Consider the following 14,643-nt stretch of genomic DNA (forward strand, 5'->3'; position numbering starts at 1 on the left):
AACACCACAGTGTGGTGGCGATAGCGAGAAGGATACACCTGTAACCATGCCGAACACAGAAGTTAAGCTTCTTAGCGCCGATTGTAGTGAGGGGTTGCCCCTTGTGAGAGTAGGACGTCGCCACGCTTAAGTTATCCATGGAGGTTTAGCTCAGCTGGGAGAGCATCTGCCTTACAAGCAGAGGGTCAGCGGTTCGATCCCGTTAACCTCCATATGAGCCGTTAGCTCAGTTGGTAGAGCATCTGACTTTTAATCAGAGGGTCACAGGTTCGAGCCCTGTACGGCTCATATTTTTGCGGGTGTGGCGGAATTGGCAGACGCACTAGATTTAGGATCTAGCGCCTTACGGCGTGGGGGTTCAAGTCCCTTCACCCGCATAATTTAAGTTTTACATGCCGGCTTAGCTCAGTTGGTAGAGCATCTGATTTGTAATCAGAGGGTCGAGGGTTCAAGTCCTTTAGCCGGCATCTTTAAACACGCGGAAATAGCTCAGTGGTAGAGCACCACCTTGCCAAGGTGGGGGTCGCGGGTTCGAACCCCGTTTTCCGCTTTGCCAAAGCAATCGCGCCGGGGTGGCGGAACTGGCAGACGCACAGGACTTAAAATCCTGCGGTGAGTGATCACCGTACCGGTTCGATTCCGGTCCTCGGCATTTCAAATATGCGCCCATAGCTCAACTGGATAGAGTGTTTGACTACGGATCAAAAGGTTAGGGGTTCGACTCCTCTTGGGCGCGTAGTCTTTTTTATTTTTTTAACGGGAAGTAGCTCAGCTTGGTAGAGCACTTGGTTTGGGACCAAGGGGTCGCAGGTTCGAATCCTGTCTTCCCGATTTTTTTTATCTTGCTTTTTGTTTTCAAATGATTTATAATTTTTTTAAATTGAATATGCGCCCATAGCTCAACTGGATAGAGTGTTTGACTACGGATCAAAAGGTTAGGGGTTCGACTCCTCTTGGGCGCGTCGATACGGAATAGTATATTCCGTATTTTTTTTTGTTGATTCTAAAGGATTTATTTAACAAAAAGCGTTCTTCTTTCTTTCTATTACCAAATTCGTTATAATTAAGGTCAATATTAGTCAAAGGGAATGAATAAGATGGCACATCAGAATACCTCGGATTTAATTGAATCATATATAAAGAAAATTCTGGAAAATAGTGAAATGATCGAGATTCGAAGGATTGAAATGGCAGACCTCTTTAACTGTGTTCCTTCACAAATCAACTATGTGATTAATACCCGTTTTACCATCCAACGTGGTTATCTAGTAGAAAGCAAACGTGGTGGTGGTGGTTATATACGAATTGCAAAAGTAAGGATTTCAGATAAAAAACAATTACTTGAGCAGATAAATCAGTTATTTGATGATACAATCAGTGAGAAAAATGCTTTTGCTATTATTCAAAAACTTTATGAAGACCAAATAATTACAAAAAAAGAAGGAAACTTGATGTTGAGTGCAATTGCAAAAAACACATTGAATTTCAATGAATATGAAGATCATACACGTGCTCGGATTCTCCGAGCATTTCTGGAACGTTTAAGTTATGAAGATGGGAAGTGAGATTAGATGGAAGAACTTTTTACTGAAAGAGCCCAAGCAGTATTAGAAATTGCACAAGAAGAAGCAAAACGATTGAAACATCAATCAGTTAGTTCAGAACATGTTTTACTAGCCTTAGTGGTCGAGCAAAATGGAATTGCTGGAAAAGTATTACGTGAAATGGATTTGAATGAAACGGAAATTTATGAAGAAATTGAACATCTGATTGGTTATGGTGGTATCCGTTCTTACCCTAAAGGAGTCTTTCTTCCATATTCACCAAGAATGAAACAAGTTTTTGCTTTAGCTAGCAGCGAAGTGAAGAAAACTGGTTCTCAAAAAGTTGGAACAGAACATATTTTGATGAGCTTATTAAAAGATGAAAGTATCATGGCTACTCGAATCATGATCAACTTAGGTATCAGCCTTTCAAAAGCCCGTCAAGTTCTGAAACAAAAAATGGGGCTAGCTGGTGATTCTGCTGGAAAAGGAATGAATCGTCGTAGAAATGTAAATGTACAAGATAAACGGCAAACACCGCAAGGAACACCTACGCTAGATTCATTAGCACGTGATTTGACGAAATTAGCAAAAGAAAACAAGCTGGACCCAGTTGTTGGTCGTTCGAGAGAAGTGAAACGGCTTATCCAGATTCTTAGCCGACGGACAAAGAATAACCCTGTACTGGTGGGTGAACCTGGTGTAGGCAAAACAGCCATTGCTGAAGGGTTAGCTCAAAAAATCATTTTAGGTGAAGTGCCAGAAGACATGCAAGAAAAGCGCTTGATGATGCTTGATATGGGATCTTTGGTTGCTGGTACGAAATATCGCGGTGAATTTGAAGATCGAATGAAAAAGGTCATCGACGAAATCTATAATGATGGTCAAGTAATCTTATTCATTGATGAATTGCATACCTTAATTGGTGCAGGTGGAGCAGAAGGAGCAATTGATGCTTCGAATATTTTGAAACCGGCGTTAGCTCGAGGAGAATTACAAACGATCGGAGCAACGACCCTAGATGAATATCAAAAATATATCGAAAAAGATTCTGCATTAGAGCGACGTTTTGCTCGCATTCAAGTAGATGAGCCAACTCCTGAAGAAGCAGAAGTGATTCTTCAAGGATTACGTACAAGATATGAAGAGCACCATGGAGTGGAGATCACAGATGAAGCTGTACGAGCAGCAGTCAATCTTTCTGTTCGTTATATCACTTCTCGTCAACTACCCGATAAAGCAATTGATTTGATCGATGAATCAGCAGCGAAAGTCCGTTTGGATCAAACCGATCACTTAACAAAATCAACTGTGATCAAACTAGAAATCGATGAACTAGTACAAGAAAAGGAAGCAGCGATCCAAAAACAAGACTTTGAAAATGCTGCTCAATTACGCAGACAAGAAAAAGCACTACGTAAAAAGCTGCAAAAAGTTTCTGCAATTGAAGCAAAACAGGAGCAAGGTTATTCTGATCGTGTAACAGAAGAAGATGTTGCTACAGTTGTATCGGAGTGGACTGGTGTCCCTCTACAGCAGTTGGAGAAAAAAGAAAGCGAACGCTTGTTAGAACTGGAAGGACTTCTGCATGAACGTGTCGTTGGTCAAGATGAGGCTGTCAAAGCAGTTTCACGTGCGATCCGCCGTGCACGAAGCGGATTGAAAGATCCTGATCGTCCAATTGGTTCATTCATGTTCCTTGGACCAACTGGTGTCGGAAAAACAGAATTGGCCAAAGCACTTTCAGAAGTCATGTTTGGGAGCGAAGATGCCCTGATCCGTGTTGATATGTCAGAATTTATGGAAAAATACAGTACAAGCCGATTAATCGGGTCTCCTCCAGGATACGTAGGGTATGATGAAGGTGGACAGTTGACAGAAAAAATTCGTCAAAAACCATATTCAGTGATTCTCTTAGATGAAGTGGAGAAAGCACATCCAGACGTTTTCAATTTACTTTTGCAAGTATTGGATGATGGTCATTTAACAGATTCTAAAGGTAGAAAAGTGGACTTTAGAAATACAATCATGATTATGACTTCAAATATCGGAGCGACACAAATTCGAGAAGAAAAAAATGTCGGATTCAATGTCCAAGATGTTACTAAAGATCACAAAGCCATGCAAAAACGTATCTTAGAAGAGTTAAAGAAAGCTTTCCGACCTGAATTCTTGAATCGAATCGATGAGACTGTCGTCTTCCATTCATTGAGTAAAGATGAAATCCATACAATCGTCCAAATCATGAGCAAAGCGATTATCAAACGATTGAAAGAACAAGATATTCAAGTGAAAATCACACCATCTGCAATCGATGTGATCGGGAAAGCTGGATTTGATCCTGAATATGGTGCACGTCCAATCCGTCGCGCACTTCAAAAAGAAATTGAAGATCGATTGAGCGAGGCTTTGCTTGGCGGAGAAATTCGTTTAGGTGACCACGTAACAGTAGGTGCTTCAAAAGGTAAGATCACATTGAATGTTCGCGGACCTAAAAAGGAAACAGTAGGTTCCCTATAGTTACTTGGCCTGTGTAGCTGAATTTTTATAATAGTAAGACTTGATTAAGAGGTTGTGACAAGATTTTTGTCACAATCTCTTTTTATATTTGGACAGAATATATCGAACTTTATTTTGATTTTTTGTGAAATAATTTTCAAAAATCCGACTTTAAATAGAAGAAGTATTGGAAAGTTTTTAGAGCTATGCTACTATTATGAAGTTGTAGGAGGAGAAAATTATGATCGAACTCATAACCACAGTAGAAACTATTGAACAAGCAGAACAGTTGCTTGCTGCAGGTTCAGATACACTATATTTCGGTGAAGAGCAATTTGGATTGCGTCTGCCTGCTTCATTTACACGAGAAGAACAGCGACAATTGGTAGAATTAGCACACAAGTATGGTAAAAAAGCGAATATTGCTGTAAATGGGATCATTCATCCTGAAAAAATGAAAAATGTACCTGAATATTTGGCTTTTTTAAAAGAAATAAACGTAGATGTGATCACAGTTGGTGATACAGGTATTATTTATACGATGAAAAAAAATCCTGAATTGCGTATACCGTATATTTATGATGCTGAAACATTAGTAACGAGCGCACGTCAAATCAATTTCTGGGCGAAAAAAGGCGCAGTTGGAGCAGTACTTGCTCGTGAAGTTCCTTTTGAAGAGATGAAGGCGATGGAAGAAAAACTCGATATTCCTGTAGAAACCCTTGTGTATGGTGCTACATGCATCCATCAATCCAAACGTCCACTGCTACAGAATTACTATAACTATACGAAACAAGACGAACAAAAAGATCGTGAAAGAGGTCTTTTTATCTCGGAACCTAAAAAAGAAGAGACACATTATTCTATTTATGAAGATAGTCATGGCACACATATTTTTGCCAGCAATGATCTGAATCTCTCGAATGAATTGAATGAACTTTATCAGCATCATTACTGTACATGGAAATTGGACGGATTATTTACTCCAGGCGAAAAATTCGTAAACATCACTCGACTATTCGCCGAAGCAAAAAAACAAATTTTAGAAGGTAGCTGGGATCAAGAAAAAGCGGAAAAAATGACTAGCGAAATCAGTAAATTGCATCCTGAAAACCGTGAATTAGATACAGGATTCTTTTATATTGATCCTTCTGCTATCAAATAAGGAGTATGATGAAAGAAATGACAGTAAAAAGAAAATTGAAACGACCAGAAATCCTAGCGCCAGCAGGAACACTGGAAAAGTTAAAAACCGCGATCCATTATGGAGCAGATGCAGTATATATTGGCGGGAATGCATATGGTTTAAGAAGCCGTGCAGGTAATTTTACTTATGAAGAAATGGCTGAAGGAGTTGCTTTTGCAAAAGAACATGATGCGAAGGTATACGTTGCTGCTAATATGGTCACCCATGAAGGAAATGAAGATGGAGCAGGGGAATTTTTCCGCAGTTTGCGTGATGTCGGTATTTCTGCAGTAATTGTTTCTGATCCAGCTTTGATCGAAATTTGTGCGACAGAAGCCCCAGGTCTGCCGATCCATTTATCCACTCAAGCTTCAGCAACTAATTTTGAGACATTGGAATTCTGGAAAGAAGAAGGGTTGGAACGTGTCGTTTTAGCTCGTGAAGTTTCAATGGAGGAAGTGGCAGAGATTCGTAAAAATACGGATATCGAAATCGAAGCATTTATCCATGGTGCCATGTGTATCTCTTATTCTGGTCGATGCACATTGTCCAACCATATGTCGATGCGGGATGCAAACCGTGGCGGATGTTCTCAATCTTGTCGCTGGAAGTATGGATTGTTCGATATGCCTTTTGGTCAAGAACGAAACAGTTTAACTGATACAGGCGAAGTGGAAGAAGAATTCTCGATGAGTGCAGTGGATATGTCAATGATCGAACATATTCCAGAATTGATTGAAAACGGCGTAGACAGCTTCAAGATCGAAGGAAGAATGAAATCGATCCATTATGTATCTACGGTGTCAAATGTCTATAAAGTGGCTGTAGACAGTTATATGGAAGATCCTGAAAACTATGTCTGCAAGCAAGAATGGATCGACGAGTTATGGAAAGTAGCACAACGAGAATTAGCTACAGGTTTTTACTACAATACACCAACTGAAAACGAACAATTATTCGGTGAACGTCGTAAAATCCCAGTATATAAATTTGTCGGTGAAGTATTATCTTATGATGAGGCAACACAGATTGCTACGATACGTCAGAGAAACTTGTTTTCTGTAGGAGATGAAATCGAATTTTATGGTCCAGGATTCAGTCATTTCAGTCAAACCGTTGAAGTTATGCATAATGAAGAAGGCGAATCCATTGACCGAGCACCAAATCCAATGATGATTTTAACTATGCCAGTCGCACAGCCGGTGAAACCTGGAGATATGATCCGAAAACGTAAATAAGGAAAAAGCTGATATATCCCTGTTTTAAGCATCTTCGCATACAAAATCCAAGAAAAGTGTTACACTTGTTTTCTGTAGAAAAAGGATCGTTAAATAAAGGTTTTGATTGATCTCTTCAATAAGGAGGAACAAAATGCAAATATATGATTACATCGTAATTGGTGGCGGCTCTGGCGGTATTGCTTCAGCAAACAGAGCAGGGATGCATGGCGCAAAAGTTTTGCTGATTGAAGCGAATGAATTGGGCGGAACATGTGTCAACGTCGGTTGTGTACCTAAAAAAGTTATGTGGCAAGCAAGTACGATTTTGGAAACAATTGAACGAGATGCCTCAAGTTACGGTATCCAAGCAGATTTAAAAAATGTTGATTTCGCCGGTCTAGTAGAAAGACGAGAAAAATATATTGATTTTCTACACGGTGCTTATCAAAGAGGATTAGATAACAATCATGTCGAGGCTATAAAAGGTTACGCTACTTTTATCGATAGTCAAACGATCGAAGTAAACGGTGAAACCTATCGTGCTCCTAAAATCTTGATCGCTACTGGAGGCCGTGCAAGTAAAATGACCATTCCTGGTGGAGAATACGCAATTGATTCAAATGGATTTTTTGAATTAACAGAGTTACCTAAGAGAGCAATCGTTTTAGGTGCTGGATACATTGCGGCTGAACTTTCAGGTGTATTTCGTGGTTTAGGTAGTGAAGTCATGTGGGCATATCGAAAAGAACGACCACTTAGAACGTTTGATAAAATGCTTTCGGACAATTTGATCCAAATGTACCAAGAAGCTGGAATAAAAACTTACGCACATCATATTGCTAAAGAAATTACTAAAAACAATGACGAATATACGGTGCTATTTGAAAATGGTGAAACCTTAACTGGTGATTGTGTACTTTTTGCCGGTGGACGTGTACCGAATACCGAAAAATTAGGTCTGGAAAATACAAATGTGGAATTGGACAAAAAAGGGTTTATCAAAGTAGATAAATACCAAAATACAACGGATGAACATATTTTTGCTGTTGGTGATGTGATCGGTAAATTAGATCTGACTCCTGTTGCAATCGCAGCTGGTAGACGTTTATCAGAACGTTTATTTAATGGAAAGAAAGATTCTTATCTTGACTATAAACTTGTTCCGACAGTCGTCTTTACGCATCCACCAATTGCAACAATTGGTTTGACAGAAGAAGAAGCATTGGAAAAATATGGCGAAAATGAATTGAAAGTTTATCGTTCACGCTTTACCCCAATGTACTTTGCATTAAATGATTATCGCCAAAAATGCGAAATGAAATTGATCTGTGTCGGAAAAGAAGAAAAAATCGTCGGCTTACATGCTATTGGTGTTGGTGTCGATGAGATGCTGCAAGGTTTTGCCGTGGCTATCAAGATGGGTGCAACTAAAGAAGACTTTGACAATACAGTAGCCATCCATCCAACAGGAGCGGAAGAATTCGTAACGATGCGATAATTTAATATTAACAGTTCCAACAGCTTTTTATTGAACAAACCATGTAAAACCAGAAAATCAGTATACTGATTTTCTGGTTTTTTGTTTTTTAGTTATTTATGATGTAAGATTGCTTCGATAATTCTCAAAACGAAATAAGTAGGGAAGTTGGAGCTTTTGATTATCTTCGTAACTGACGAAGAGTAAATGAATCCATTTGGTATGCACTCTTAAGTTCAAAATATTGGTATCGATGTTTAAAAGAAATAGAAATGTATCGAAGAACAGATGTTTAAAAAAGTGTGACTTTGTATAAATAAATTAGAAGAAGCAAACGAGGATGTTAAAAGAATACCATATAGTTACCAAACCAAGAAAGTTCTCGTCAAGTTCGCTGGTACGAATCAAATCAAGTGAAAAAAGGGATTGTGAAAAAAATTGTGTCATAGTTAGTCACTTTTTCCGAACAAATGGTGTTCTCCTGCCAACTCCCAATCACAAGACACAATATTCATAAAACATGAGAAGCTGTTTTTTGAACTTGTTCCTTGCGACTCGGAGCTAAACGGCAGACTCACGACCTCTTTCTTAAATGGTGTTCAATCAGCTGTCCTTCGGTATTAGCTCAAAAAACGGCAAAATATGAGGAACTATTTTTCCATTTGTTTCTCTAATACTCAGGACAAAACGCTGATTTTACAACCTCCTGATAAACGGTGTTCAATCAGCTGTCCTTCGGTATTAGCTCAAAAAACGGCAAAATATGAGGGACTATTTTTCCATTTGTTTCTCTAATACTCAGGACAAAACGCTGATTTTACAACCTCTTAATAAACGGTGTTCAATCAGCTGTCCTTCGGTATTAGCTCAAAAAACGGCAAAATATGAGGAACTATTTTTCCGTTTGTTTCTCTAATACTCAGGACAAAACGCTGATTTTACAACCTCTGATAAACGGTGTTCAAAAGCCAGTTTCTCGGTATTAAGCCAAATTTATGCAAAAATGTGGAAAGCTATTTTCACAAAATTTTTCTTAATACTCGAAACTAAGCGACTTTTTCACAACCTCTGATAAACGGTGTTCAAAAGCTTGCATCTGGGGTAATAAGCCCAACCAAACGAAAAATATAAGGAGCTATTTTTATTTGGCTGTTCTTATTACTTGATGCAGGGCAGTTTTTTCACAACCTCTTCATGCTGTTAAATGGCTTGCATAATGATTGTTAGTAATAGCCCCAATACATAACTGGCATTGAATAAGACCATATTTTTGATGGAATAGCTGAAACTGATAGGCTGGGGTAACGTTTGCTTGAATTGATCCAAATGCTTCTTCACAATTGGCAAGGTCAAGAAGGTGACCAAGATCGGCCATTCATAGATACCGCTCAACAACCCCATTAAAATCACGAAATAGCAAGCATACATCAATAGCTGGAATAAGACTGTTCCCGCAGGACGTCCGATATAAAAAACTAGTGTATAGCGATGATTTTCAATATCACGGTCAAGATCCCGCAAATTATTAGCCAACATGATATTGGCAATCGTAAACACCAAGGGTAAGGAAGCTAATACGATTGCTGCTATAGCCCAAAGATTTCCTACCAAAGCAAATTGTCCAGATGAAAAGTTGACTGTCAGATCATAGACGTCTGAACCGAATGTATTGACATAAACGACCATGGCAAAAATTCCAAGGCCCATAGTCACCCCACTGAAAATTTCCCCTAAAGGCATTCGAGATAAAGGAATCGGTCCGAATGTATAGAATACTCCAATAAAACAACAGATAAATCCCATCAAAAGTAAAAGCCAACCCGTATTGATCGTTAAAATAACGCCGATAACAAAAACAAATGCAATCATAGCTAAAATCATGTTTCGAATCAATACAGGAGATAGATTTCTGCGGCCAATGACATTTTCTTCATACTTATATACTTCAGAATGAGCCTTTTCATAATCCATGTAATTATTGATAGCGGTAGTCGCCAAATCAAAAACTAGCATTCCAATAAAAAATAAAAAAGTGTTTAGCCAATGTATCTCATGAAAAAAAGCGATAGAGAATAATACCCCTACCGCAAAAGGAAATACACTAGCCACCTTTGTTCGTATTTCAACTACTTCTAAAAAGATTTTTAGTGTCATGGTTCGTACTCCTTATTTTAGTTCAGAACGGTCACCCATCGTGTAATGGGAGTCCTCCGATAATTTGAAGGTGTCTTTGATTGGATCGGTCACATATACTTTATCGTCTTTTGTCACGAAGATCGCTTCCGTCCCGTTATTCAATTCGCTTTCGACGTATTCCAGTCCTTTTTTCACACCCATTGAAAAGACTGCTGTAGACAACCCGTCACCATCAATTGATTTATCTGTTATGATCGTGACACTTGCGATATCATTGTCGAACGGATAACCCGTTTTTGGATCAAACAAATGATGGTATTTTTTGCCATCTACTTCTAAATAACGCTCGTAAATTCCAGAGGTAACTAATGTTTTGTTCCGTTCTTTAATAGAACCTAAAACAGATCCGCGAGCCATGTTCGGATCTTGGATGCCGACTGTCCAGTCTTGGTTTTCTCCTCTTGGGCTGTGGCCTAAGACATAGACATTACCGCCCAAGTCAACGATGGCAGTGGTCACTCCTTGTTTTTTCAAGACTTTCACTACTTCGTCCGTAATGTAACCTTTGGCGATTGCACCTAAATCGATGATCATTCCTTTTTCTTTTAGATAAACAGTTTTTTCTTTGTCATTTAGTTCGATCTTATGATAATCCACTAATTTCAATGCCTGATCGATTTCTTCTTGGGAAGGTTTTCTGGCGTCATCAAAACCGATTCGCCATAATTGTGTGATTGCACCAATCGCCATATCGAATCCGCCTTGAGAATCTTGACTATATTCGTAGGCCCGCTTGACTAACGTGTAGACGTCATCAGAAACTTTTACTGGTTTGATCCCAGCTTGCTCATTCACTTCATCGATCTCAGAACCTTTTTGATTGATCGTGATTTTATCACCAAGTTCTTTTACTCGATCGAAGGCAGGTTTCAATGCTGATTCTTTGCCTTCATCATACACACGGATACGAACGTAAGTCCCTAACAAGAACTGTTCATCAGAATACGGATCTTTTAATATTTTGGTAGACGCTGAACTTTCAGTGGTTGTTTTATTTGCTGAATTGCTGCATCCAGTTAGCACCATAAAAGAGATGCCCAGTGTGATTAAGGAAAATAGTAGTTTTTTCCGCATTTTTTTCCTCTCTTCATTTTGAAAGGTGAGACGACTGCCTAATCTGGCTATCGTCCCACCCTCCAACTTTTATTAGTATGATTATGTGATTATTTTTCTGTTACGATATTATCTACTTCGATTGTTTGAGTGTCGCCTTTTTCAGCTGCATTCACTAATTGTTGTGCGTACATGATGAATGAATGTGAGCTGTGTGTAGCACCTGTAACAACTTCTACATCAGCAGGTGAGCCATCTTCTTCGCCCATTGCTTTGACGAATTCGTCGTTCAGAGTAGGGATGTAAGTTTTTGGTTCTGTACCGCTTTTTGCTTTCATATTTTCATTATATTCTGTATCATCTTGTTTTGATTTACCGTCTTTGTCGATATAATCAAAGTTTGATTCAGTTACTTTGCCGCCAGCAACTGTCATTTCGAATTGCACACGGTAGCCGTTAGAGTAGTTCTTTTCTTCAAGCTTGTAAGTGCCGTCTTTCAAATCAGCACCATTGTCGATTTCGATTGTATCTGTGTTACCAGCTTGAGCAGCTTGGATCAATTGTTGTGCGTAGTTTTGGAAGCTTTCAGATGAGTGAGTAGCTCCAGTTACGACTTCCACACCGCTTGCGCTTTGTGCTTTTAAGAATTGGTCGTTCAACTCAGGAATGTATTTTTCTGGGTTTGTGCCAGATTTTGCTTCCATGTTTTTGTTGTATTCTGCATCTTTTGTTTTTGATTCGCCGTTTTCATTGACGTTATCATATTTTGATTCAGTGATTTTGCCGTCTTTTACAACCATTTCAAAGACTGCACGGTAACCATTTGAATAATTTTTTTCTTCTAATTTATATGTGCCGTCTTGCAAATCTCCGCCAGCTACAACTTTTGCAGATGATTTTGTTGTGCTTTTTGCAGTCGAAGATTGTGCTGTAGATGATTCAGAAGAAGAGTTTGAGCTTCCGTTGTCATCTGCGCCGCAAGCGCCTAACACTAGAGCTGAAAATGCTAATACGGCAAATCCAGTTACAAAACGTTTTTTCTTCATTTTAATACCCCACCATTCCATTTTTAGTCCACAATTTTTCTTTGTGATTCATTATACATTCTAATCTTTTTAGCCTATAAGTCAACTATTTTTGATAAATAACCCATGTAATATTTAAACGTTTTCTTTCAGCAAATTTCGTGAAAAAACGCTTTATTTTAAAATTTGAAAAAAATCCAAAAGGAGTTAGACAAAAGAACAGAACATCTATATAATATATGGAGATTGTGTAATAAGTATCAAACTAAAAGAATTATCATATATTCATTATATAGATAGTCTATAAGGAGCGGATGATCAATGGCAAAGCAAAATATTGTCGTTGTAGGAGCAGGATATGCCGGTGTTTCAGCTACAAAATACTTGGCAAAGAAACTGAAAAAAGAAGATGTAGCAATTACTCTGATCGATCGTCATTCGTACCATACTATGATGACCGAGTTGCATGAAGTAGCTGGCGGACGTGTAGAACCAGCAGCAATCCAATACGATCTGCAGCATTTGTTTGCTCGTCAAAAGAATGTACAACTTGTCACAGACACTGTAATCGGTATCGATAAAGAACAGAAAATCGTCAAGACCAAATTAGGTTCCTATCCTTTTGATCAGCTGATCCTTGGAATGGGCGGAGAACCGAATGACTTTGGTACACCTGGTGTCAAAGCATATGGATTCACCCTTTGGTCATTTGAAGACTCTGTAAGGATTCGTGAACATATTGAGAAAACAGTAGCAAAAGCTGCATTGGAACCAGATGATGAACTGCGTAAAGCCATGCTGACTTTCGTTGTCTGTGGTTCTGGATTTACCGGTATTGAAATGATTGGGGAACTGATCGACTGGAAAAATCGCCTAGCCAAAGATTATAAATTAGATCCAAACGAAATCACACTGATGGTCGTAGAGGCAATGCCGACGATCTTGAATATGTTGGATCGAAATGATGCTGCAAAAGCTGAACGCTATTTGCGTAAGCACAACGTGGAATTATTATTGAATGCACCAATCGTAGAAGTGGCTGCTGATCATATCAAATTGAAAGACGGACGCAACATTCCGACTCACACACTGATTTGGACAGCTGGTGTCAAAGGAACTTCTGACGCTGCTGACTTTGGATTAGAATCAGCACGCGGACAGCGGTTGATCGCCAATGAATATATGCAGGCAAAAGGCTACGAAGATAAAAACATCTATATCATTGGTGATTTAGTCTTTTATGAAGAGTTCCCAGGAACACCGACACCGCAGATCGTTCAAGCTGCTGAACAAACAGGACACACAGCCGCAGCGAATATCGTGGCTTCGATCAAAGGCGGAGAAAAGCATAAATTTAAAGGAAACTATCAAGGATTTATGGTTTCTATTGGTGCCAAATGGGGGGTAGCTAACCTATTTGATAAGATCCATTTAAGCGGATTTTTAGCTATCGTAATGAAACATATCGTGAATTTGAAATACTTCTTTGATATTCGTTCTGGTTATTATATGTTCCAATATTTAATGCATGAGTTTTTCCATATCAAAGATGATCGCAACGTGACTCGAGGACATTCTTCTCGTTACGGCAACGTCTTATGGAGTGTGCCACTTCGTATTTTCTATGGTTTAGTTTGGTTCGTTGAAGCCTCCAAAAAAATCATTGGTAATGGTGAAGTGTTAAAACCAAGTACTTGGTTTGGTGAAGGATCATGGTTCACTGGAAACAGTGTGTTCCCTTGGACATGGGAATACAATGTAACAGATGTTGCCAGTGGTGCTTCTGCTGCTGGTGATGCAACCACAGCTGCCAGCGGAGCAGGGGCAAGTGCCGGAGAAGCAGCGACTCAAGCTGCACATTTTGGTTTGAGTTATGCATACGGTGAAGAACCAATGGCTGTGATTGAGAAGTCACCAGACTGGTTCACAAAGATCATGCAAGTGATCATGCCAAACAATGATGTAGCAATGTTCTTCCAAAAATTCATGGTATTCTTTGAAATTGCCTTGGCATTAGCATTGATTGCTGGATTATTCACATGGTTATGCAGTGCGACAACGATTGTATTGGTGATCACGTTCTGCTTATCAGGCATGTTTTACTGGGTAAACATTTGGTTCATTTTTGTTGCTTTCGCATTGATGAACGGTTCCGGACGTGCGATTGGGTTGGATCGCTGGGTAATTCCATGGCTACAACGTACACTAGGTAATTGGTGGTACGGTAGACCAAGTTCCCAGTACGGCAAGAAATAAATAGATAAAGAGCGTTATTTGAATGCAAGATTTCAATAGAAAGGGGCTGAGACAAACCGTCACAGCCTCCTTTTTATGTAAAATTAAAGGAATAAGATGCCCGAGATAAGCCTCCATGAGCAAGACACAGGTGTCACAACCTCTGTTACAACCTCTTGTTATAAACGGTGTTCCAGAAGTAGCTTCT

9 protein-coding genes, 9 tRNA genes and 1 rRNA gene are annotated in these 14,643 nt (G+C 39.2%); 16 read left to right on the plus strand and 3 right to left on the minus strand.

The features are described from left to right. Positions 1 to 10 precede the first annotated feature (10 nt). The 15 genes from rrf to gor all read left to right on the plus strand — a co-directional run bounded on the left by rrf (position 11) and on the right by gor (position 7,947). Positions 11 to 126, plus strand: a 5S ribosomal RNA gene (rrf, locus tag OS139_RS11755). A 13-nt stretch (positions 127 to 139) separates the two neighbouring features. Next, positions 140 to 212 (plus strand) — tRNA-Val (locus tag OS139_RS11760). A gap of 3 nt (positions 213 to 215) precedes the next feature. After that, a tRNA-Lys gene (locus tag OS139_RS11765) sits at positions 216 to 288 on the plus strand. 7 nt (positions 289 to 295) lie between these two features. Next, positions 296 to 377: transfer RNA gene (locus tag OS139_RS11770), tRNA-Leu, on the plus strand. A gap of 17 nt (positions 378 to 394) precedes the next feature. After that, positions 395 to 467 (plus strand) — tRNA-Thr (locus OS139_RS11775). 11 nt (positions 468 to 478) lie between these two features. After that, positions 479 to 550 (plus strand) — tRNA-Gly (locus OS139_RS11780). A 16-nt stretch (positions 551 to 566) separates the two neighbouring features. Next, positions 567 to 652, plus strand: a tRNA-Leu gene (locus OS139_RS11785). A 10-nt stretch (positions 653 to 662) separates the two neighbouring features. Further along, a tRNA-Arg gene (locus tag OS139_RS11790) sits at positions 663 to 736 on the plus strand. A gap of 21 nt (positions 737 to 757) precedes the next feature. Then, positions 758 to 831 (plus strand) — tRNA-Pro (locus tag OS139_RS11795). 57 nt (positions 832 to 888) lie between these two features. Next, positions 889 to 962, plus strand: a tRNA-Arg gene (locus OS139_RS11800). A gap of 135 nt (positions 963 to 1,097) precedes the next feature. Next, positions 1,098 to 1,565, plus strand: coding sequence for a CtsR family transcriptional regulator (locus OS139_RS11805; RefSeq protein WP_002289036.1), 468 nt, complete (start codon positions 1,098 to 1,100; stop codon positions 1,563 to 1,565). Positions 1,566 to 1,571: 6 nt separating this feature from the next. Next, complete coding sequence (locus OS139_RS11810; RefSeq protein ID WP_002289035.1) at positions 1,572 to 4,064, plus strand: ATP-dependent Clp protease ATP-binding subunit; 2,493 nt, start codon at positions 1,572 to 1,574, stop codon at positions 4,062 to 4,064. A gap of 220 nt (positions 4,065 to 4,284) precedes the next feature. After that, positions 4,285 to 5,208 (plus strand): peptidase U32 family protein, encoded by a 924-nt coding sequence (locus OS139_RS11815; RefSeq protein ID WP_002332219.1) that lies wholly within the window; start codon positions 4,285 to 4,287, stop codon positions 5,206 to 5,208. Between the two features lie 5 nt (positions 5,209 to 5,213). Further along, the gene (locus OS139_RS11820; protein WP_016627872.1) at positions 5,214 to 6,467 is read left to right on the plus strand and encodes a peptidase U32 family protein; all 1,254 of its coding nucleotides are present in this window, start codon (positions 5,214 to 5,216) and stop codon (positions 6,465 to 6,467) included. Positions 6,468 to 6,600: 133 nt separating this feature from the next. Further along, positions 6,601 to 7,947, plus strand: a complete 1,347-nt coding sequence (gene gor / locus OS139_RS11825; RefSeq protein ID WP_002332222.1) for a glutathione-disulfide reductase — start codon at positions 6,601 to 6,603, stop codon at positions 7,945 to 7,947. 1,179 nt (positions 7,948 to 9,126) lie between these two features. Here gor and menA read toward each other — a convergent pair. The 3 genes from menA to pplA form a co-directional block, all read right to left on the minus strand. Then, on the minus strand, positions 9,127 to 10,080 hold the full coding sequence (gene menA / locus OS139_RS11830) for a 1,4-dihydroxy-2-naphthoate polyprenyltransferase (RefSeq protein ID WP_002289029.1): 954 nt from the start codon (positions 10,078 to 10,080) through the stop codon (positions 9,127 to 9,129). A 12-nt stretch (positions 10,081 to 10,092) separates the two neighbouring features. After that, positions 10,093 to 11,196, minus strand: a complete 1,104-nt coding sequence (locus OS139_RS11835) for an FAD:protein FMN transferase (protein ID WP_002307822.1) — start codon at positions 11,194 to 11,196, stop codon at positions 10,093 to 10,095. 89 nt (positions 11,197 to 11,285) lie between these two features. After that, positions 11,286 to 12,221 carry an extracellular electron transfer flavoprotein PplA gene (gene pplA, locus OS139_RS11840; protein WP_325066942.1) on the minus strand — a complete coding sequence of 312 codons (936 nt, stop codon included), beginning with the start codon at positions 12,219 to 12,221 and terminating at the stop codon, positions 11,286 to 11,288. 300 nt (positions 12,222 to 12,521) lie between these two features. Between pplA and OS139_RS11845 the strand changes: the two genes are divergently transcribed. Then, a complete protein-coding gene (locus tag OS139_RS11845) occupies positions 12,522 to 14,456 on the plus strand; it encodes an NAD(P)/FAD-dependent oxidoreductase (protein WP_002332224.1) in 1,935 nt (644 codons plus the stop codon). The last annotated feature ends 187 nt before the right edge of the window (positions 14,457 to 14,643 follow it).

This window comes from Enterococcus sp. E4-223 (genome assembly GCF_035727065.1).
GTDB lineage: Bacteria > Bacillota > Bacilli > Lactobacillales > Enterococcaceae > Enterococcus_B > Enterococcus_B faecium.

Coding starts and splice junctions, on each gene's coding strand:
- OS139_RS11805 (WP_002289036.1), top strand. CDS start 1,098: ATGGCACATCAGAATACCTCGGATTTAATTGAATCATATATAAAGAAA.
- OS139_RS11810 (WP_002289035.1), top strand. CDS start 1,572: ATGGAAGAACTTTTTACTGAAAGAGCCCAAGCAGTATTAGAAATTGCA.
- OS139_RS11815 (WP_002332219.1), top strand. CDS start 4,285: ATGATCGAACTCATAACCACAGTAGAAACTATTGAACAAGCAGAACAG.
- OS139_RS11820 (WP_016627872.1), top strand. CDS start 5,214: ATGATGAAAGAAATGACAGTAAAAAGAAAATTGAAACGACCAGAAATC.
- gor (WP_002332222.1), top strand. CDS start 6,601: ATGCAAATATATGATTACATCGTAATTGGTGGCGGCTCTGGCGGTATT.
- menA (WP_002289029.1), bottom strand. CDS start 10,080: ATGACACTAAAAATCTTTTTAGAAGTAGTTGAAATACGAACAAAGGTG.
- OS139_RS11835 (WP_002307822.1), bottom strand. CDS start 11,196: ATGCGGAAAAAACTACTATTTTCCTTAATCACACTGGGCATCTCTTTT.
- pplA (WP_325066942.1), bottom strand. CDS start 12,221: ATGAAGAAAAAACGTTTTGTAACTGGATTTGCCGTATTAGCATTTTCA.
- OS139_RS11845 (WP_002332224.1), top strand. CDS start 12,522: ATGGCAAAGCAAAATATTGTCGTTGTAGGAGCAGGATATGCCGGTGTT.